Annotated in this window: 23 protein-coding genes and 1 tRNA gene; 10 read left to right on the plus strand and 14 right to left on the minus strand. The window is 70.4% G+C overall.

Translation table 11 applies throughout. The features are described 5' to 3' along the window. Positions 1 to 36: 36 nt before the first annotated feature. Genes EFA46_RS08270 through EFA46_RS08285 form a run of 4 tightly spaced genes read right to left on the minus strand, consistent with a single transcriptional unit; the run spans position 37 to position 2,509 of the window. The gene (locus EFA46_RS08270; protein WP_123076786.1) at positions 37 to 669 is read right to left on the minus strand and encodes a 30S ribosomal protein S3ae; all 633 of its coding nucleotides are present in this window, start codon (positions 667 to 669) and stop codon (positions 37 to 39) included. After that, complete coding sequence (locus EFA46_RS08275; protein ID WP_123076784.1) at positions 666 to 932, minus strand: KEOPS complex subunit Pcc1; 267 nt, start codon at positions 930 to 932, stop codon at positions 666 to 668. The genes EFA46_RS08270 and EFA46_RS08275 overlap by 4 nt, the downstream gene beginning before the upstream one ends. Next, complete coding sequence (locus EFA46_RS08280) at positions 929 to 2,038, minus strand: hypothetical protein (protein WP_123076782.1); 1,110 nt, start codon at positions 2,036 to 2,038, stop codon at positions 929 to 931. Before EFA46_RS08280 ends, EFA46_RS08275 begins: the two co-directional genes overlap by 4 nt. 6 nt (positions 2,039 to 2,044) lie before the next feature. After that, positions 2,045 to 2,509: a 30S ribosomal protein S15 gene (locus EFA46_RS08285; RefSeq protein WP_123076780.1), complete on the minus strand. Its 465-nt coding sequence runs from the start codon at positions 2,507 to 2,509 to the stop codon at positions 2,045 to 2,047. 222 nt (positions 2,510 to 2,731) lie between these two features. Between EFA46_RS08285 and EFA46_RS08290 the strand changes: the two genes are divergently transcribed. Continuing rightward, positions 2,732 to 2,803, plus strand: a tRNA-Ala gene (locus EFA46_RS08290). Positions 2,804 to 2,875: 72 nt separating this feature from the next. On the opposite strand, the gene EFA46_RS08295 is transcribed toward EFA46_RS08290, so the two are convergent. Continuing rightward, positions 2,876 to 3,604, minus strand: coding sequence for a metal-dependent hydrolase (locus EFA46_RS08295; protein ID WP_123076778.1), 729 nt, complete (start codon positions 3,602 to 3,604; stop codon positions 2,876 to 2,878). 107 nt (positions 3,605 to 3,711) lie between these two features. On the opposite strand from EFA46_RS08295, the gene EFA46_RS08300 reads away from it, so the two are divergent. Then, positions 3,712 to 4,695 (plus strand): aldo/keto reductase, encoded by a 984-nt coding sequence (locus EFA46_RS08300; RefSeq protein WP_123076776.1) that lies wholly within the window; start codon positions 3,712 to 3,714, stop codon positions 4,693 to 4,695. Positions 4,696 to 4,750: 55 nt separating this feature from the next. After that, on the plus strand, positions 4,751 to 5,482 hold the full coding sequence (locus EFA46_RS08305) for a fumarylacetoacetate hydrolase family protein (RefSeq protein WP_123076774.1): 732 nt from the start codon (positions 4,751 to 4,753) through the stop codon (positions 5,480 to 5,482). A gap of 6 nt (positions 5,483 to 5,488) precedes the next feature. On the opposite strand, the gene EFA46_RS08310 is transcribed toward EFA46_RS08305, so the two are convergent. Next, positions 5,489 to 5,836: a hypothetical protein gene (locus EFA46_RS08310; protein WP_123076773.1), complete on the minus strand. Its 348-nt coding sequence runs from the start codon at positions 5,834 to 5,836 to the stop codon at positions 5,489 to 5,491. Between the two features lie 63 nt (positions 5,837 to 5,899). Further along, on the minus strand, positions 5,900 to 6,352 hold the full coding sequence (locus EFA46_RS08315; RefSeq protein WP_123076772.1) for a transporter: 453 nt from the start codon (positions 6,350 to 6,352) through the stop codon (positions 5,900 to 5,902). Positions 6,353 to 6,446: 94 nt separating this feature from the next. On the opposite strand from EFA46_RS08315, the gene EFA46_RS08320 reads away from it, so the two are divergent. The 6 genes from EFA46_RS08320 to tpiA all read left to right on the plus strand — a co-directional run bounded on the left by EFA46_RS08320 (position 6,447) and on the right by tpiA (position 11,128). Beyond that, complete coding sequence (locus EFA46_RS08320) at positions 6,447 to 7,409, plus strand: C-terminal binding protein (RefSeq protein WP_123076771.1); 963 nt, start codon at positions 6,447 to 6,449, stop codon at positions 7,407 to 7,409. A gap of 93 nt (positions 7,410 to 7,502) precedes the next feature. Beyond that, the gene (gene hisC, locus EFA46_RS08325; RefSeq protein WP_123076770.1) at positions 7,503 to 8,621 is read left to right on the plus strand and encodes a histidinol-phosphate transaminase; all 1,119 of its coding nucleotides are present in this window, start codon (positions 7,503 to 7,505) and stop codon (positions 8,619 to 8,621) included. After that, complete coding sequence (locus tag EFA46_RS08330) at positions 8,618 to 9,130, plus strand: adenylate kinase family protein (RefSeq protein ID WP_123076769.1); 513 nt, start codon at positions 8,618 to 8,620, stop codon at positions 9,128 to 9,130. The genes hisC and EFA46_RS08330 overlap by 4 nt, the downstream gene beginning before the upstream one ends. Continuing rightward, positions 9,127 to 9,732 (plus strand): CDP-alcohol phosphatidyltransferase family protein, encoded by a 606-nt coding sequence (locus tag EFA46_RS08335; protein ID WP_123076768.1) that lies wholly within the window; start codon positions 9,127 to 9,129, stop codon positions 9,730 to 9,732. Before EFA46_RS08330 ends, EFA46_RS08335 begins: the two co-directional genes overlap by 4 nt. Before the next feature lie 150 nt (positions 9,733 to 9,882). Next, positions 9,883 to 10,407 (plus strand): multiprotein bridging factor aMBF1, encoded by a 525-nt coding sequence (locus EFA46_RS08340; RefSeq protein WP_123076767.1) that lies wholly within the window; start codon positions 9,883 to 9,885, stop codon positions 10,405 to 10,407. Positions 10,408 to 10,480: 73 nt separating this feature from the next. After that, complete coding sequence (gene tpiA, locus EFA46_RS08345) at positions 10,481 to 11,128, plus strand: triose-phosphate isomerase (RefSeq protein WP_123076766.1); 648 nt, start codon at positions 10,481 to 10,483, stop codon at positions 11,126 to 11,128. On the opposite strand, the gene EFA46_RS08350 is transcribed toward tpiA, so the two are convergent. Further along, positions 11,125 to 11,535 (minus strand): hypothetical protein, encoded by a 411-nt coding sequence (locus EFA46_RS08350; RefSeq protein ID WP_123076765.1) that lies wholly within the window; start codon positions 11,533 to 11,535, stop codon positions 11,125 to 11,127. The two genes, tpiA and EFA46_RS08350, sit on opposite strands and share 4 nt — an antisense overlap. Before the next feature lie 102 nt (positions 11,536 to 11,637). Between EFA46_RS08350 and EFA46_RS08355 the strand changes: the two genes are divergently transcribed. Then, positions 11,638 to 12,009, plus strand: coding sequence for a hypothetical protein (locus EFA46_RS08355; RefSeq protein ID WP_123076763.1), 372 nt, complete (start codon positions 11,638 to 11,640; stop codon positions 12,007 to 12,009). On the opposite strand, the gene dinB is transcribed toward EFA46_RS08355, so the two are convergent. The 6 genes from dinB to EFA46_RS08385 all read right to left on the minus strand — a co-directional run bounded on the left by dinB (position 12,006) and on the right by EFA46_RS08385 (position 17,376). Then, positions 12,006 to 13,244 (minus strand): DNA polymerase IV, encoded by a 1,239-nt coding sequence (dinB, locus tag EFA46_RS08360; protein WP_123076761.1) that lies wholly within the window; start codon positions 13,242 to 13,244, stop codon positions 12,006 to 12,008. The genes EFA46_RS08355 and dinB overlap by 4 nt on opposite strands. A 239-nt stretch (positions 13,245 to 13,483) precedes the next feature. Then, positions 13,484 to 14,245: a GTP cyclohydrolase III gene (locus tag EFA46_RS08365; protein ID WP_123076759.1), complete on the minus strand. Its 762-nt coding sequence runs from the start codon at positions 14,243 to 14,245 to the stop codon at positions 13,484 to 13,486. A gap of 63 nt (positions 14,246 to 14,308) precedes the next feature. After that, positions 14,309 to 16,345, minus strand: a complete 2,037-nt coding sequence (locus EFA46_RS08370) for a hypothetical protein (RefSeq protein WP_123076757.1) — start codon at positions 16,343 to 16,345, stop codon at positions 14,309 to 14,311. 126 nt (positions 16,346 to 16,471) lie between these two features. After that, entirely contained in the window at positions 16,472 to 16,954 is a 483-nt protein-coding gene (gene ndk / locus EFA46_RS08375) for a nucleoside-diphosphate kinase (protein ID WP_123076755.1), read from the minus strand. Further along, positions 16,955 to 17,149, minus strand: coding sequence for a 50S ribosomal protein L24e (locus tag EFA46_RS08380; RefSeq protein WP_123076753.1), 195 nt, complete (start codon positions 17,147 to 17,149; stop codon positions 16,955 to 16,957). After that, on the minus strand, positions 17,149 to 17,376 hold the full coding sequence (locus tag EFA46_RS08385) for a 30S ribosomal protein S28e (RefSeq protein ID WP_123076751.1): 228 nt from the start codon (positions 17,374 to 17,376) through the stop codon (positions 17,149 to 17,151). The genes EFA46_RS08380 and EFA46_RS08385 overlap by 1 nt, the downstream gene beginning before the upstream one ends. Positions 17,377 to 17,380: the final 4 nt, after the last annotated feature.

The raw sequence follows: 17,380 nt of genomic DNA on the forward strand, positions 1-17,380 counted from the left end.
AAAAAGCGGGAGTTTCTGACCGCGCGAGGGGCGGCGTTAGGACTCGTCCTCGACGTCGACGGCGGACGTCTCCTCTTCCTCGTGGACCTCCTCGGGGTGCGCTTCGAGCGTGGCCTTCTCCACTTCGACCCGGCGGAGCGGGTAGATGGTGTTGGCCTCGCTGTAGATGGCGCTGGAGAGGCGGCCCTCGAGGATGGAGTCGATGAGGCCCTCGAAGGTCCGCTCTTCGGCGGCCTCCTCGACGAGGTCGATCATGAGGCGACGGATCGCCTTCTGCTGGCTGTCGTCCGCGCTCTTCGTCGTGTACGCCGTCGGCTGGAGGCGCACGCGGTAGTCGTCCGTCGTCCGGACCGTCAGGACGACGCCGATCTTCGAGGAGCCGCGACGGACGAGGCTGCGCTGGTAGTCGCGCGTGAGCGTGGACTCGACGAACTCGGTGTACGCCGAGTCGCTGCCGACGTCGGTCACCTGGAAGGTGAGCTTGAGGTTGTTCTCGCCGCCCTGGGCGTCAGTGATGTCGCCGAGGGTGGTTTCGATGGTGCGGTCGAGCACCTGTTCCGGTTCGTCCGCGAGGGTCTCACCGAGCTCCGCCCGGTCGAACTGCTCGGGGGCGAGCACGGTGTACCATCGCTTCTGCTGGTTTCGCTTGGAGACTGATCGTTCGCTCATTGGTTTCGTGTCGTGTGTCGTTCGGCTAGCTGTGCGAGTTCCTCGGCCACCGTGACGTTCACCACGTAGTCGTCCGTCGTCGCCCGCAGGCCGCCGGTGTCGTCGCGCTCGATGGTCGTGACGACCGCGCCGTCCGCGACCTCGGTGCGCATCGAGTCGGTGTTGTCCGGGCGGACGCTCGCCGCGACGAGCGCGGGGTCGTCGTGTTCCGTTCGGACCGTCGCCCGACGCGGGGCATCGGCGTCGCCGGTGTCGGCGCTCATGTCGAGAGCGCCCCCTGGACGCCCTCGCGGAGCGCCTCCGTGTCCGTCTCGGTCGTCAGCGCGCGCGTCGCGCTCCCCGAGACCGCGTCGTCGCCGACGGCCGCCGCCAACACCGCGCTGGCGTCCGGGCCGTCGGACGTACTCGCGAGCGCGGCGCCCGAGTCGCCGACGACGAGCGCCAGCGACTCCGGGGAGCGCCCGTCGCGAACGAGGCGCGCGAGCGGCCACGCGGGCGCGTCGACCTCGCAGACGACGACGCCGCTGTAGCGCGCCGGATCGTTCGCCCGGAGCGCGTCGTGGGTCGCCGTCGCGTGCTCGCGCCACGCGTCGAGCGCGTCGGCGCGGTCCGCGACGCCGAGCGCGAGCGCCGTCGCGAGGCCGGGCCGGGAGTACGCGAGGCAGTCGAGGACGTCCCCGTACCCCTCGGCGGTCTCGAACGGCCCGTCCGGGAGGACGTGCGGTCGGAGGACGCGCGAGAGCGCGTCCACGGAGTCGGGCGCCGCGTCCTCGGTCGCGTCGAGCGCGACCCGCGAGGCGAGACGCCGGTGGGAGTCCGCCTCAAGTTCCGCTGGGAGCTCGAGTTCGGCGAGCAGCGCGCCCGTCCGCCGGTCGTCGCCCGACCACGGGGCGTGACAGAGCGTCGTGTGCGCGAGGCCGTCCGAGAGGTCCGCGACCGGGAGGCCGACGCCGGGTCGGCGCTCCACGAGGTCGGCGAGCGCGCCCGAGGGAATCTCGTCGGCCGCGCGGACGCCCGCGAGCGCGAGCGCCGCACTCGGCGACGCGTCGAGGGCGCGGGCGGCGTCGAGCGCCGTCTCGGAGAGCACGCCGCCGCTGAGCGACGCGTCGCCGAGGCCGTCGAAGCCGACCGCGACCCCGGCGTCCCCGTCGGCGAGGCCCTCGAGGCGGGCGCTCGCGTCGCTGCGCGTCGCCGCGACGCTCACCTGGTACGGCGTGCTCGTCGCCGAGCACGCGCGCCCGAGGAGGCCGGCGGCCGCGAGCGCGTCACCGTCCGCTCGCGCGACGACGCGGACGAACGCCCCCTCGCGGAGGCAGTCCGTCAGCGTCGCGGCGTCGGCGGACGATCCGGAGCGACCCGTAGTGGACATTCGGTGTTACTCGAGGAGTTCGGCGGCGACGTCGTAGGAGTACGTGAAGTCCTCGTCGAGCTCGTCGCCGCGGTAGTAGTCCGCCAGACGGCGGATCTTCGACTCCGTGTTCTGGAGCGCGCGGCGGTTCTGGTGGTCCTGACCGTTCTCCTCGACGTGCTCGCGGAGGCGGACCGCCTGCTCGAGGAGGTTACGGAAGTCCTCGGGGAGGTCGGGCTTCGCGTCGTTCTCCTCGAGGATGGTCGTGACCTTCTTGTCCGTCACGAGCTTCACGTCGGGGATCGGCGTCCCCTGGACGCCCTCGTCCCGGAGCTTCATGCCGATCTGGCTGGGGTCGTAGCCCTCCTCTGCCAGTTCGACGACTCGCTCCTCGACGGCGTCCGCGTCCACGTCGCTCCACTCCGGGGGTTCGTCTGCCGCCGGCTTGTCCGAACCGGACGAGCCGCGACGGCGGGTGTGCATTCGTGCCATAGTGTGAATTGGAACGACACGAACCGCTGTGCGGCGCTGGGCGCGAAAACGCCCGAGCACTGCCACACTCCCGAGCCGCCCAAGCGGACGGCGAGTCAGATATGCGGCCGTGCAGTTCCCTACGGGTGAGTGTGGGCTTCGACCGGTAAAGGGTTTCTACTCTCGATGGGGTCGAATCGAAGGGTTCAATTACGTCCCCCGGATACGGAAGGATGCGTTCGAGGGCTCGTAGATCAGTGGTAGATCACTCCCTTGGCATGGGAGAGGCCCCGGGTTCAAATCCCGGCGAGTCCACTTCAGTTTTCTAACACGCTCGGTCCGCTAGGCGAGCGACATCGCTGCGCGCGAAAGAACGAGAGGAGGCCGTTAGTAGCCGAGTTCGTCGCCGAGGTCGAAGGACTCGTCGCCGTCGAGCACCACCACGTCGGCCTGCGCGCCGGCGGCGTCGACTTCGCGGACGAAGTCGTCGGTGTCCTGCTCGATGACGGGGAAGGAGTCGTAGTGCATGGGGATGGCGTAGTCGGCGCCGCTCCAGTCGACGGCGACGGCGGCCTGCCACGGGCCCATGGTGAAGTGGTCGCCGATGGGGACGGCGGCGACGTCCGGCTCGAGGTAGGGCGCGATGACCTCGCGGATCTCGGTGTGGAGGCTGGTGTCGCCGGCGTGGTAGAAGGTCTGCGACGCCTCGTCCGCGACCTGCGTGGGCTTGGTGTCGGAGACGACGTAGCCGGCGGGCATCCCGCCGCTGGCGCCGTAGTCGGTGTCGAGGCCGTTCGAGTGGTCGGCGCGGACCATCGTGACGTAGGCTTCCTCGGTCTCGAAGGTGCCGCCGAGGTTCATGCCGGTGCCGTTCTCGATGCCGTACTCGTCGGTGAGATAGCTGATGATCTCGGGCGTGGAGACGAAGTGCGCGCCACGGAACCGGTCGACGTCGCCGATGTGGTCGGCGTGGCCGTGCGTGATGAGGACGTGGTCGGGGTCGAGTTCTTCGGGGTCGGTGTCGGTCTTCGGGTTGTCGAAGAAGGGGTCGATGAGCAGCGATTCGCCGTCGACCTCGACGCTGAAGGTGGAGTGTCCGTACCAGGTAATCTGCATGACGGGAACGACTACTCACGGCGGGCGTATAAACCCTAGAGGCCGGGCGGGGGCGAGAGCCGGTCCGCGACCCGAACGGTTAGGGGCGACGCGCGAGGAGTGGGCGTATGGACGAACGCACGCTCGGTTCGACCGGGTTCGACGTGACGCCGGTCGGCCTCGGCACGTGGGAGATCGGGAGCGACTGGGGCGAGGTCGGCGAGGCGGAGGCGCGCGACGCCGTGCACGCGGCGCTCGACGAGGGGATCACGTTCCTCGACACGGCGGACGTCTACGGTGACGGCCGCTCGGAGCGCCTCATCGCGGAAGTGCTCGACGAGCGCGAGGAGGAGCCCGTGGTGGCGACGAAGGCGGGCCGCCGCCTCGACCCCCACGAGGCCGAGGGCTACACGGAGGCGAACCTGCGGCGCTTCGTCGAGCGCTCGCGCGAGAACCTCGACACCGAGACGCTCGACCTCCTCCAACTGCACTGTCCGCCGACGGACGTCTACTACGAGCCGGAGACGTTCGCGGCGCTCGACGCGCTCGTCGACGACGGTCTCATCGCGCACTACGGCGTCTCCGTCGAGCGCGTCGAGGAGGGCCTGAAGGCCATCGAGTACGACGGCGTCGAGTCCGTCCAGATCATCTTCAACCCGTTCCGCCAGCGGCCCGCCGAGCGCTTCCTCGAGCGGGCGAAACGCGAGGACGTCGGCGTCATCGTGCGCGTCCCGCTCGCCTCCGGGCTGCTGACGGGCGCGGTCGACGCCGAGACGTCGTTCCCCGAAGACGACCACCGGAACTACAACCGCGAGGGCGACGCCTTCGACGTCGGGGAGACGTTCGCGGGCGTCCCGCAGGACGTGGGCGCGCACGCGGCGGACGAACTCGAGGCGTACGCGCCGGCGGACGTGACGCTCGCGCAGTTCGCGCTCCGGTGGATCCTCGACCACGACGCGGTGTCGACCGTCATCCCGGGGAGCACGTCGCCCGAGCACATCGCGGAGAACGTCGCGGCCGCCGAGTTCGCGCCGCTGAGCCACCGCCAGCACGGCGCGGCCCGCGACGTTTACGAGGCGTACGTGAAGGAGTACGTCCACCACCGCTGGTAGTCGCGCGGACGGCGGAGACCGCAACGCTTAGCCTCCGGCGGGCGAACGCCGGCGTATGCGACACGTCAGGTTCCGCGATCCGGCGGGTGCGGTGCGCGAGGGCGAACACCACGGCGAGCACGTCTCCTTCGGCGGGCGCGACTACGACCTCTCGGCGGTCGACGTCTTGGCGCCGAGCACGCCGAGCAAGGTCGTCTGCGTCGGCCGGAACTACGCGAAGCACGCCGCCGAGCGCGGCGAGGACGTCCCGGACCGCCCGCTGCTCTTCCTGAAGCCGCCGAACGCCGTCGCGGGCCACGGCGACACGGTCACGCTCCCCGAGGGGAAGGAGACCGTCGAGCACGAGGTCGAGCTCGGCGTCGTGATCGGCGAGCAGTGCCGGAACGTCCCGAAAGCGGACGCGGCGGACGTCATCGCCGGTTACACGGTCGCCATCGACGTCTCGAACCGCGACGATCAGGACCGCGAGCAGAACTGGGTGCGCGGGAAGGCCTTCGACGGGTCGTGCCCGCTCGGGCCGGTCGTCGCCGACCCCGAGCACGTCCCCGAGAACGCGGCCATCTCGCTCCGCGTGAACGGCGAGACGCGACAGGACTCGAACACGGAGCACTTCATCTTCTCCGTGCCCGAGCTCGTCGCGGAGATAACGCGGTACATGACGCTCGAAGAAGGCGACGTGGTCATCACGGGGACGCCGGAGGGCGTCGGACCGCTCGCGGACGGCGACCACGTCGAGGCCGACGTCGAAGGCGTCGGCACGCTCGCCGTCGACGTCGAACGGGAGTAGGTCGCGTCAGGCCCCGGGGACGCCGATACCGGTGACGGGGACGCCGAGGGCGCCGAGGACGAAGACGGCGACGGCGGTGGCGATCCACGCGACGAGCGCGATGAGGATCGCGTTCACCCAGCCGCCCTTGTAGCGCCAGTTGATGACCCAGACGTAGGCGACGAGCGCGAGGAGGCCGCCGACGAGCGGGACCCACGAGAGCACCGCCCACGCGACGGCGCCGATGACGGCGGTGACGAGAGCGTGCGAGTAGTCCTCGACGCCGGCGACGACGCGCGCGCCGGCGTAGATGCCGAGGCCGCCGACGAGCAGGCTGACGACGAACAGGATGAGTGAGCCGAGTGCACTTGCCATGTGCTCCCCGAGACGGCGGAGGACGAAAAACAGCGGGGCCGATCTATCGATGGCGTGCCAGGTTCAGGCGAGGAGGAGGCCGGCGTCCACGAGGAGGAGGACGGCGACGGCGCTCGCCGCGTAGAGGAGGGTCGACGCGTCGCGGGCGGGCGTGCGGACCTTATCGACGTCGAGGCCGTCGCGGAGGCGCGACGCCGCCATCTCGGTGAACGCCGCGAGCAGGAGCCAGAGTACGACCATCGCGATGACGAGGTAGCCGCTCGTGCTCGACCAGTACGCGCTCGTCGTCCCGACGCCCATCGGGCTCGCGAGGTAGCCGCCGGTCAGGAGCTGGAGGACGGCACCGGCGCGCGAGACGGTCGTGAGCTTGCTCGTCGCGGCCGCGAGGACGTCCACGGAGACGTCGCCGCGTTTCGCGAGCGGGAGGTAGCTGTACGTGAAGAAGCAGACGCTCCCGGCCCACAGCGCGCCGGCGAGGAGGTGGATCGCGTACACGGCCGTCAGTGCTGTCGCCATGGGTGGACGTGCGGACGGTGGGTCCTAAGGCGTAGCGGTCCCCGCGAGCCCGGCCGGCGGAAACCCCAAGTCCCGACCGGGAGAAACGCCCGACATGACGCGACGCGTCCTGCTCGACGACGACCCGAAGCTCGCGCCTACCGTCTTCCGCGACCGCCTCGACGCCGCCGTCGACGTCACCGCGATGCCCTCGGCCGAGCGGTTTCGCGACGCGGTCCGCGAGCGCGAGGCGGACGCCGTCGTGACGAACGGCCGCATCACGTTCACGCGCGAGGTCCTCGCGGGCCTCGACTCGCTCGTCGCGCTCGGCCAGACGTCCATCGGCGTGGACAACGTCGACGTCGCGGCGGCCACGGACGAGGGAATCACCGTCCTGCGCGCGCCCGACTACTGCGTCGACGAGGTGGCGACGCACGCCGCGTCGCTCCTCCTCGCGTGCGTCCGGGACGTCCCCGCGCAGAACGACCGCGTCGCCGACGGCACGTGGGACCCGTGGGCGGGCCGCGAGCTCCACCGCCTCCGCGAGGACACCGTCGGCCTCGTCTCCTTCGGCGACATCGCGCGCGAGACGGCCGCGCGCCTCCGGGGTTTCGGCGTCGACGTCGCCGCCTACGACCCGTACGTGGACGCCGAGACGATGGCCGAGCACGGCGTGGAGAAGGTGGACGCCGGCGGCCTCCGCGAGGCCGCCGACCACCTCTCCGTGCACGCGCCGCTCACCGAGGAGACGCGCGGGCTCGTCGACGCCGCGTGGTTCGACGCGCTCCCCGAGCGCGGCGTCGTCGTCAACACCGGTCGCGGCGGCGTCGTCGACGAGGCCGACCTCCGGGCGGCGCTCGACGCGGGCGACATCGCGGCCGCCGGCCTCGACGTCTTCGCGGACGAACCGCCGACGGATTCGCCGCTCCCGGGCCGTGACGACGTGGTGGCGACGCCGCACTCGGGGTGGTACTCCGAGGAGGCCAGACGGGAGGCGAACGCCACGGTCGCCGCCGACCTCGCGCGCGTGTTCGCGGGCGAGACGCCGGCGAACGACGTCGCCCCGGACGGCTGGTAACGGGGCGCTCGCACGGTTCGCCCCGCCGTCTCGGTATAGCCGGGCGCACGGTGCATCGGCCCGTTTAAGTCGCGTCGGGGGCTTTCACCGGACATGCGACCACGGGACCTCTCGGACCACGTCGAGTACCGCGCGGGCCGCGGCATCGAGGAAGTCGCGCGGGAACTCGGCCGCGACCCCGAGGAGTTCGTCAAACTCGCGTCGAACGAGAACATGTTCGGGCCGAGTCCGGCGGCCACGGAGGCCATCGAGGCGAGCGCCGACGAGGTCCACCACTACCCGACCGCCGACCACCAGGACCTCACGGCGGCGCTCGCCGAGCAGTGGGGCGTCACGGACGAGCAGGTCTGGCTCGCGAACGGCGGCGACGGCGCGCTCGACTACCTCCACCGCGCGACGCTCGAACCCGGCGACGACGTGCTCGTCCCGACGCCCGGTTTCTCCTACTACGGGATGAGCGCGCGCTTCCACCACGGCGACGTGACCGAGTACGACGTCTCGAAACCGGACGGCTTCGAACTCTCCGCCGAGCGCGTCCTCGACGCCTACGACGGCGAGCGCGTCGTCTACCTCACGAGCCCGCACAACCCGAGCGGGGGGCGCTTCGCGCTCGACGACGTCGAGCGAATCGCCGACGAAACCGACGAAGAAACGCTCGTCGTCGTCGACGAGGCGTACGGCGAGTTCACCGAGGCGCCGAGCGCCGTCTCGCTCCTCGGGGAGCGCGACGACGTCGACGAGTCACACTCGTCGGCCAGTCGCGCACCGCGTGACGATGTCGCCGTCCTGCGGACGTTCTCGAAGGCGTACGGGCTCGCCGGCCTCCGCCTCGGCTACGCGCTCGTCCCCGAGGCGTGGGCGGACACCTACGCGCGCGTGAACACGCCGTTCGCGGCGAGCTTCCTCGCGTGTCGCGCGGGCCTCGCGGCGCTCGAGGACGGCGCGCACGTCGAGCGGACCGTCGACACCGCGCGCTGGAGTCGCGACTACATGGCCGAACACGTCGCGGCGCCGACCTACGAGAGCCACGGGAACTTCCTGCTCGTCGACGTCGGGGACGCGACGGCCGTCGCCGAGGCGATGCGCGAGCGCGGCGTCATCGTCCGGGACTGCTCGAGCTTCGGCCTCCCCGAGTGCGTCCGCATCACCTGCGGGACGAAGGCGGAGACGAAGCGCGCCGTCCGCGAACTCAACGAGGTCCTCGGCGAATGAGGGTCGTCCTCACCGGCACCCCCGGAACGGGCAAGACCACCGCGAGCGAGCACCTCGACACCGACCTCGACGTCGTCCACCTGAACGACGTCGTGAGAGACGAGGAGCTGTACACGGAGCGCGACGAGGCGCGCGACAGCCTCGTCGCCGACATCGACGCGCTCGTCGAGAAGTACGCCGCGGCCGACGACGTCCTCGTCGAGAGCCACCTCGCCCACCACCTCGACGACGCCGACGCGGTGATCGTGTTGCGCTGTGCGCCCGAGGCGCTCGAGGAGCGGCTCACGGAACGCGGCGAACCCGAGGCGAAGGCCCGCGAGAACGCGGAGTCCGAGGCGCTCGACGTCATCCTCTCCGAGGCCGTTCGTCGCCACGGCGAGGAGCGCGTCTACGAGATCGACACCACCGACCGAACGCCCGAGGCGGTCGCGGCGGAGATCGACGCCGTCGTGCGCGGCGAGCGCGAGCCGAGCGCGGGCGAGGTGGACTACACGGAGTACCTGCTGTGACGCTCGATCAGTTCCGCCCGCTGGCCTCGCGACTGCTTCGGCCGTTCGTCGCCGTGTCGGTCCGCCTCGGCCTCACGCCCGACGCGATCAGCGTCCTCGCGTTCGTCGTCGCCGTCGGCGCGGCGGGCGCGTTCTACCTCGGGACGGCCGTCTGGTACGTCGTCGGCGCGCTCCTCGTCTTCCTGAACGGCTGGTTCGACCTCCTCGACGGCGCGGTCGCGCGCGAGACCGGCGTCGACTCGGAGGGCGGCGACCTCCTCGACCACGTCCTCGACCGCTACGCGGACGTCGTCATCCTCGCCGGCCTCGCCGCCGGCATCGACTCGTGGCTCCTCGGCTTCGCCGCCGTCACCGGCGTCCTCCTCACCTCCTACCTCGGGACGCAGATTCAGGCGGTCGGCCTCGGCCGCCAGTACGGCGGCCTGCTCGGACGCGCGGACCGCCTCGCCCTGGTGGGAGTCGTCGGCGTGCTCTCCGCCGTGATTCCCGTCGTCGGGGGGTTCAGCCTCGTCGCGTGGCTCCTCGGCGTCTTCGCCGTCGTCGGTCACCTCACCGCCTTCCAGCGCTTCTGGGGCGCGTGGGGGGATCTACGCGACCCGTGAGCGCCGAGGCGGCGCGTAGCGCCGCCTCGGAACGGCGAGGGCGGAGCCGTGAGCACGGGCGGCGTGCGTTCGCGCGACGGCGAGAACCCCGCGACGTGCCCGCCTCGCCTCCGGCGTGTGCTTTATACACGCGGCCCGGTAAGCAACGGTATGGTTCAGTGCGAGATGTGCGGGGCCGAGACGGAGAACCCCAAGACCATCAAAGTCGAGGGGGCAGAACTCGACGTGTGTTCCGACTGTACCGACTTCGGTACGGAGGTTCGCACCGAGGAGTCCTCCTCCTCGACGTCGACGAAGTACTCGACGTCCTCCTCTTCCTCCGGTGGCTCCTCGGGGTCGAACTCCGGTGGGTCCTCCGGCGGCTCGAAGCGCCGTCGCCGCGACATGTTCGACGAGATGCAGGAGCTCGCCGGCGACTACGACGAGCGCATCCGGAAGGCCCGCGAGAACACGGGCCTCAGCCAAGAGGAGCTCGCCTCCGAACTCAACGAGAAGGCGAGCCTCGTGCGCAAGCTCGAGCGCGGCGACATCCTCCCGAGCGACGATGTCCGCGAGAAGCTCGAGAAGAAACTCGGCGTGAGCCTCCTCGAGGCCACGGACGGCGACGAGGAGTGGGAGAGCGGCTCCAGCGAGGGCGGCCTCACGCTCGGCGACATGGTCAAGCGCAAGGACTAGCGTTTTCTACGCCTGTAGTTCTCTCTTTGCGGATTCCGTAACCGGTAATGCGGCGGCGGCGGAACCGGGCTGTATGTTCGTTCTCGTCAACCTGAAGGCGTACCCCTGCGACCCCGTCGCGGTCGCGAAAGCCGCTCACGACGTCGCCGAGGAGTCCGGCGTCCGCATCGCCATCGCGCCGCAGGCCGCCGACATCGCCGCCGTCGCCGACACGGGCGTCGAGACGTGGGCGCAGCACGTCAGCCCGAACGACTACGGCAGTCACACCGGGAGCACGCTCGCCGAGCGCGCCGCCGCCGCAGGCGCGGAGGGGACGCTTCTCAACCACTCGGAGAACCGGATGAAGCTCGCGGACATCGACGCGTCCGTCGGGGCCGCTGAGCGCGCCGGCCTCGAGACCTGCGTCTGCGCGAACAACCCCGAGCAGATCGGCGCCGTCGCCGCGCTCGGCCCCGACTCCGTGGCGGTCGAACCCCCGGAGCTCATCGGCGGCGACGTCTCCGTCGCGAGCGCCGACCCCGATATCGTGACGGACGCCGTCGCGGCCGCCGAAGCCGTCGACGACGCCGTCGACGTCTACTGCGGCGCCGGCATCTCGACGGGCGACGACCTCACGGCCGCCGACGACCTCGGCGCGTCCGGCGTCCTCCTCGCGTCCGGCGTCGCGAAAGCCGACGACCCGAAGGCCGCCCTCGAGGACCTCGTCGCGCCGCTGCGCTAGTCGGGCGACTCGGGGCCGTCGGCGCCCTCGACACCGCCGTTCTCGACGAGCACCGACGTACAGCGCGTGACGAACGCGCCGAGGCCCTGTGCGACGTCCCGGTCGAGCGAGACGAGGATGCCGGTGTTCGGGCCCTCGCGAAAGTGGATGACCGCCGCGGCCTCGTAGAGTTCGACGCTCGCCTGCGTCGCCCCGAGGGTCGGGTAGCTCTCCGGGCGACTCAGCGGTTCGTACGCGCGCGCTCGCTCGATGAGGCCGTCGACGGCGTCGCGGAAGGCGTCCGTCGCGATGTCGTCGCGCAAGTAGAGGATGGTGTGGCCGCCCTCGTGATAGCGGATCGCGCCGCGAAAGGCGTCGCCCGCTCTGTTCTCGACCAGCCGGACGAGTCGCTCGTACTTCTCGGCCATGGTGCACCTAGACCGCCCTGCCGACTTATGGATGGGGGCGCGTCGGCCTGCGCGTGCTCCGCTTCCGGAGAGCGTATGAACGCGTGCTCTGTACGCGCAGGCATGGTCGAGCGACGCCACCAGCGACTCGTGCGATTCGTCGCGGAGCGAGCACGGCAGAACTTCCGAACGGCCGTCCGATTCACCGCCGACGACTGGGCGGTCATCTATCGGCGCGACGACCTGCCGAACGACCGCTCGCGGCGCCGGTCGGCCGATATCGTCCAGCGGATGCGCAACCGCGAGCCGCTGCGCGAACCCGATAGCCCGTTCGGCGACTTCGAGTCCTGCGTCGAGCTCTACGAGCACGGCGTCTTCGTCGTCATCAAGGAGTCCGCGACGGCCGGCGTCGTCCTCTCGCTCGAGCGCGAGGCCGCACAGAGCCTCGCGGGGTTCGTCGTCGAGTGCGAGCGCGTCCTCGACCGCTCGAGCTAGAAGTCGCCGAGAGACGCCTGCGCGTCGCCGTCCTCCGACTCGCCGCCGTCGCTCGTCGCGTCCTCGCTCGCGTCGCCGACCCCGTCATGTGCCGTCGCGTCCGCGAACCCGCCGAGCTTCGCCTGCTCGTTCGCGGTAAAGGAGAGGTTGGAGACGCGGACGCCGACCTTCCGAACGGGGTCGCCGTCGAACTCCGCGAGGAGCTCTGCTGCGACGTCGCGCACGAGCTCGGGTTCGTCGACCGGCCCGGGGAGCGAGCGGGCACGCGTGTTGATGTCGTACGGCGGGACGACGACCTTCACGCCGATGGTGCGATAGAGGGCGTCCTCGTGGGTCGCGCGCTCCGCGACGGCGTCCGCGAGCGCGAGCGCCTGCTCGACGACGCTGTCGTGGTCCTCGACGGCGCCGTCGAACGCGGACTCGCGGCTGAAGCTCTTCGGGTCGCCCGTCGGCTCGACCGGGCGGTCGTCGCGCCCGTTCGCCCGCTCGTGGAGTTCGCGGCCGCGCTCGCCGAACCGGTCGGTGAGCGCGTAGGGGTCGGCGTCCGCGAGGTCGCCCGCCGTCTCGATCCCCATCTCGGCGAGCTCGCGCGCCCGAATCGGCCCGACGCCGTGGACGGCCGCGACGTCGAGCGGCGCGAGGAACGCCGCGACCGACTCCGGCGGGACGACGACGAGCCCGTCCGGTTTGTCGTGGTCGCTCGCGATCTTCGCGGTGCTCATGTTCGGCGCGACGCCCACGCTCGCGGGCACGCCGACCTCCCGTTCGATGCGCTGTTTGACGTGCCGGGCGAACCCCTCCGCGACCGACCAGTCGGTGCGCTCGGTGACGTCGAGGTAGGCCTCGTCGATGCTCACTTCGCGGACGGTGTCCGCGAGGTCGTGCAGGATCGCCTTCACGTCCGCCGCGACGTCCTCGTAGTAGTCGAGATCGACCGGCCGATAGAACGCGCTCTCGGGGTCGTTCGGACGCTCCGCTCGACGGGGGAGGCGCTCGAGCGCGCTCGAGATGGCTTGCGCGCTCTCGACGCCGTACTCGCGGGCCTCGTAGCTCGCCGTCGCGACCGCGCCGACCGTCTCGCCGGCCTCGTAGCCCATGCCGACGACGACGGGTTCACCTCGAAGCGCCGGCTCTCGCTTGCGCTCACAGGAGGCGTAAAAACAGTCCATGTCCACGTGGAGGACGATGCGCTCTGTGGGGTCGGGAGCACCCGGCAGTCGCTCGCCCGTCGCCATGTATCAGGCTACGGGTCGGACGAGGGAATAGCTTCGCCTTAGAGGTCCGCGTCGCGGCCCTGCTCGTAGACGAGGTCCCAGAGCGCGCGTTCGATCTCGTCGTCGGAGGACTCCTCGAGCGCCGTCGCCAGGGTGTTCGGGACGTCGATTGACATCATCGGAGACGACGGGCGCTGGGAGTAAAAGCGTGGTGTGAGTACCGAACGAGTACAAAATTAGGGAGTACGCTCTGAGTTAATTCAGACGTCGCCCTCGACGGTTGTCCCGGCCTCGCGACAGCGTTCGAGCGCGTGCTTCGCCGCCAGCCCCGCGTCGGTCGCGGTGTGGCCGCTCCCGACGCCGACTTTCAGCGACATGTCGGCTTCCGCACGGACGTGCTCGATGACCGCCTCGTACGCCGCGCGGTCGAGTTCGGGGACGATCGCGACGACGTTGTCGCCGCCGACGAAGAACCCGAGACCGCCGTACTCGTCGTGGAGGACGCGCATCAGCGACGCGTACCCCTGCTCGATGCGGACGAACGTCGAGAACGCGTCGAGTTCGTCCGTGTACTTCCCGGTGGCGTCGTTCACGTCGAAGTGCGCGATGTGGACGTCGTCGTCGGCGCGCTCGCCGTCGTCGAGCGGCTGACCGCCCAACACTTCGCGGCGCTCCGCGTCCTGTGCGCTCCCGGCGGCCTGGAGGTGTGCAGTCGCGTCGACGAGCGCGTCCGTCGGGCTCGCGCCCGTCCCGATGCCGAGACTCACGGTGACGGGATAGCGGTTCCGGATGGACTCTTGCACCCGTGCGTGGTCCTCGAGGTCGGCGCCGTTCGTCACCGCGATCATGTTGTCGAAGCGCGTGAAGAAGACGTAGCCGTCGCGGGTGCCGAAGAACTGCGAGAGGTCCGCGAAGAGACGCGACTGCAGCGTCTGGAGGTCGGCCTCGCGGCGCGGTTCCGGCGTCACCGTCCACGGTCCGTAGTTGTCGAGTTGGACGAGGGTTATCTGGGCGTTCGTCACGAGTACGTCACCCTCGGCGCGCCCCTCGCTTATCGGTTTTGAATCGCATTCCAGAAGTGAATGTTACTCGTGGGTCTCCGGCGACGTGCTGTCGGCGAGCGCGCGGCGCGCGGAGGCGCGGACGTCAGCGGGCGTGAGTGCGCGGTCGTGTTGGATGGGGTCCCCGTTCAGTACGTAGACGCTATCGCGTTCCTCGATGAGGTCGGCGACTTCCTCGCTCGACAGCGATGCGGGCTGTTCGAGGATCGTTCCGGCGAGGCGCTGTGGGTGGACGACGTGCTCCGACACCAACCCGACGACCGTTCCGTTGTCGCCACCGAATCCCCACCATGCCCTGATCCAGACCTGGTGGCTGTCTGGCGCCGTCGATCGGAAGACGTGCTCCGGGAGCGTCGATCCGTCCTCGCGCACTATCGGACACGTCACGACGTCCCCCGCGAATCGGTACGCGTCGTCGTGGTCGGCCCAGCGGACGGACTGCGCGAACGGCGCGCCGGAGAGGAGACGGCCGAGCACGTGCCCGAGGGCACGGCTCGTGATGGAGGCGGAGGCGATGCCCATGGTCGCGCCACGCTCGACGAGCACGTCGAGAGCCGCGCCCGCCTCGGACAGCGGGCCGACGACTGAGGCGATCCCTACCGAGACGTCGTCGAGCGTCGCCGGGTCGAGGACGCCGTCGACGCACTCGATTCCGTCGTCGGTGATGGGTGCCTCGACGTGGACGAAGCCGTACCCGGAGGAGAGCGCGTCTTCGACGGCCGCCACCGTCGGCCGCGCGCGGTCGATGGTCGCCGCCTCGTAGGACGACCCGTCGCCGTGGCCGATGAAGACGGCGTCGAGTGCGTCCATCACGCCGTCCCCGACGCCGAGGAGCGCGATGCGTTCCGACGCGGCTGACCGGGGTGGCGCGTCGAGGGCGTGTTCGAAACCCGCGACGGAGAGCTTCGTCGCCCCCTCCGGAATCGGGTCCGTGCTGTACGCCGAATAGAGCGCGTCGCTCGCGTTCGCCCGTCGCGCCCCGGAGACGCGGACGGGCACGAAGTCGTCGAGGAGGAACGGGAGGAGTTCGGCGTCCGCCGGCTCCGCGCGAAGCGTCGCCTCGTACCGATGCATCGGGAGGTAGGGCGCGAGGAGCTCTGCCTCGACTTCGAGGTACTCCATCAGCTGTTCAGGAATCGTGGCGTCGTAGAGCTTCGGCGGGTAGAACGGGAGGTCGCCCGCGACGGCCTCGTACTCCTGTCGCTCCATCGTGTAGTAGCCACCGACGCGCACCAGCGAGTCCAAGAAGAGACAGTGCCGGAGGAGCGTCCGCGTGGCGTCCGCGAGCGACTCCCCGTGCTGTGCGAACGCCTCGCTGTAGCCGTTGTCGAGGTGGAGTTCGGGGTCCGTGGCGGGAACGACGTCGGCGCCGAGGTAGTAGGCGAGGGGCGCGACCGTGTAGAGCGCGGCGTACGTCTCCGGGACGGCGATCGTCACGCCCGTCTCCGGCTTCGAGAGCGCGTCGGGGATGTCGAGCGCGTCCCCGCGCTCGAGTCGCGGTGGGTGTCCGCGCAGCGTCGGCCACGAGCGCTCGCAGGACCACTCCTTCACACTCGACGCCAGATACGGCAGCGCTTCCCGCAGCGCGCTCGGCTCGTCCGGCACCGTTATCGTCGCTGCCGGCCGCTCGTGGAGCGAGCGCGCTCCGACCGCGACGCGTGCCGTCTCCTCGAACTCGACCGTCGTCGGTGCCGGCCCGTCACTCGGTTCGCCGCGAAGCGTGAACGCGGCATCGAACACCTTCAGATAGAGCTTGCAGCCCAGTGCCACCTCGACGTAGTAGACCCCGCGCGCGAAGGACTTGCGCTCGCCCGGGACCGACGCCACGACGTCGCCGGCCTCCGAGCGGACGTGCAGACCGGCGTGCGCCGGGAGCGTGAGTTCGTCCGTCTCCACGGAGACGGCGGCGTCGACCGGAAAGAGGAACCGATCCGCCGAGACTCGAACCGGGTCGAGCGGCCCGCTCGCCGTGAAGGTGCACGTCGCGTCCATCACCGTGTCGTGGACGTTGAGGCGGTCACCGTCCGCCTCGAAAGCGACCGGCTCGTCACGTGTCGTCACGACGCCTAGATACTTCTCGGGGCTATTTACGCACGCCGGTCCGCCCAATCGCGTGCGACGGCGACACGCCGGCGTGCCGCGCGCTCGCGTCGCTATCGGGCGTGAGAGAACGGAGAGGAGAGACCGTTAGTGGTCGCCCGCGTCCTCGTAGACCCAGGGCGCCTCGTTGGCGTCCCAGTCGACGAGTTCGTCCTCGTCGAAGAAGAGGGCGATCTCGCGCTCGTTCGCGCCCTCGTCCTCGTGGTCGCTGCCGTGGATGACGTTGTGCCCGAGGTCGTTCCCGAGGTCACCACGGATGGTGCCGGGAGCGGCCTCCTGCGCGTCCGTCGCGCCCATCATCTGGCGGACCTGCCGCGTCGCGTCCGCGCCCTCCCAGACCATCGCGAAGACCGGCCCGGAAGTGATGAACTCGACGAGGCCCTCGAAGAAGGGCTTGCCCTCGTGCTCGCCGTAATGCTCGTGGGCGAGCTCCTCGTCGATCTGCATGAACTTCCCGCCGACCATCTTCAGGCCCTTGTCTTCGAGGCGGCCGACGATCTCGCCGATGAGACCGCGCTGGACGCCGTCGGGCTTGACCATCACGAACGTCCGCTCGTCGTGGTGGCTCATCTATTCGCCCTCGCCGGCCTGCGCGTGGCCCTCGTCGGTCCACTCGAGCTCGCGGGGCTCGCGGCCGAGGTCGGCGTTCTTCTCGCACTTCGACGAGCAGAAGTGCACGGTGCGTCCGTCGTTGTAGACGAACATCGTACCCGTCCCGGGCTCGATGTCCGCCCCACAGTAGTCACACTCTCGGGTCTGGGGCATTACTGACCTCCGATGGAGTCGGCTTCGCGGGCCGTCTCACGCAGCTGGAGGACGTCGCCGACCCGCGTCGGGCCGAGGACGTTCCGCGTGATGATGCGGCCCTGGTTGGAGCCTTCCTGAAGTCGGCACTTCACCTGCATCGCCTCGCCGTGCATCCCGGTCTTGCCGACGACCTCGATGACTTCGGCGGACGTGGAATCCTGGGTTTCCGATTCCTCGGCACTCATGGGT

The organism is Halarchaeum sp. CBA1220 (assembly GCF_003721175.2).
Classification (GTDB): domain Archaea; phylum Halobacteriota; class Halobacteria; order Halobacteriales; family Halobacteriaceae; genus Halarchaeum; species Halarchaeum grantii.

What these genes read in the sequence shown, in the direction of transcription:
- tpiA (WP_123076766.1), top strand. Translation starts at nt 10,481, where the DNA reads ATGTTCGTTCTCGTCAACCTGAAGGCGTACCCCTGCGACCCCGTCGCG.
- EFA46_RS08295 (WP_123076778.1), bottom strand. Translation starts at nt 3,604, where the DNA reads ATGCAGATTACCTGGTACGGACACTCCACCTTCAGCGTCGAGGTCGAC.
- EFA46_RS08380 (WP_123076753.1), bottom strand. Translation starts at nt 17,149, where the DNA reads ATGCCCCAGACCCGAGAGTGTGACTACTGTGGGGCGGACATCGAGCCC.
- EFA46_RS08270 (WP_123076786.1), bottom strand. Translation starts at nt 669, where the DNA reads ATGAGCGAACGATCAGTCTCCAAGCGAAACCAGCAGAAGCGATGGTAC.
- EFA46_RS08320 (WP_123076771.1), top strand. Translation starts at nt 6,447, where the DNA reads ATGACGCGACGCGTCCTGCTCGACGACGACCCGAAGCTCGCGCCTACC.
- EFA46_RS08280 (WP_123076782.1), bottom strand. Translation starts at nt 2,038, where the DNA reads ATGTCCACTACGGGTCGCTCCGGATCGTCCGCCGACGCCGCGACGCTG.
- hisC (WP_123076770.1), top strand. Translation starts at nt 7,503, where the DNA reads ATGCGACCACGGGACCTCTCGGACCACGTCGAGTACCGCGCGGGCCGC.
- EFA46_RS08305 (WP_123076774.1), top strand. Translation starts at nt 4,751, where the DNA reads ATGCGACACGTCAGGTTCCGCGATCCGGCGGGTGCGGTGCGCGAGGGC.
- EFA46_RS08350 (WP_123076765.1), bottom strand. Translation starts at nt 11,535, where the DNA reads ATGGCCGAGAAGTACGAGCGACTCGTCCGGCTGGTCGAGAACAGAGCG.
- EFA46_RS08310 (WP_123076773.1), bottom strand. Translation starts at nt 5,836, where the DNA reads ATGGCAAGTGCACTCGGCTCACTCATCCTGTTCGTCGTCAGCCTGCTC.
- ndk (WP_123076755.1), bottom strand. Translation starts at nt 16,954, where the DNA reads ATGAGCCACCACGACGAGCGGACGTTCGTGATGGTCAAGCCCGACGGC.
- EFA46_RS08330 (WP_123076769.1), top strand. Translation starts at nt 8,618, where the DNA reads ATGAGGGTCGTCCTCACCGGCACCCCCGGAACGGGCAAGACCACCGCG.
- EFA46_RS08300 (WP_123076776.1), top strand. Translation starts at nt 3,712, where the DNA reads ATGGACGAACGCACGCTCGGTTCGACCGGGTTCGACGTGACGCCGGTC.
- EFA46_RS08315 (WP_123076772.1), bottom strand. Translation starts at nt 6,352, where the DNA reads ATGGCGACAGCACTGACGGCCGTGTACGCGATCCACCTCCTCGCCGGC.
- EFA46_RS08385 (WP_123076751.1), bottom strand. Translation starts at nt 17,376, where the DNA reads ATGAGTGCCGAGGAATCGGAAACCCAGGATTCCACGTCCGCCGAAGTC.
- EFA46_RS08340 (WP_123076767.1), top strand. Translation starts at nt 9,883, where the DNA reads ATGGTTCAGTGCGAGATGTGCGGGGCCGAGACGGAGAACCCCAAGACC.
- EFA46_RS08285 (WP_123076780.1), bottom strand. Translation starts at nt 2,509, where the DNA reads ATGGCACGAATGCACACCCGCCGTCGCGGCTCGTCCGGTTCGGACAAG.
- EFA46_RS08275 (WP_123076784.1), bottom strand. Translation starts at nt 932, where the DNA reads ATGAGCGCCGACACCGGCGACGCCGATGCCCCGCGTCGGGCGACGGTC.
- EFA46_RS08355 (WP_123076763.1), top strand. Translation starts at nt 11,638, where the DNA reads ATGGTCGAGCGACGCCACCAGCGACTCGTGCGATTCGTCGCGGAGCGA.
- dinB (WP_123076761.1), bottom strand. Translation starts at nt 13,244, where the DNA reads ATGGCGACGGGCGAGCGACTGCCGGGTGCTCCCGACCCCACAGAGCGC.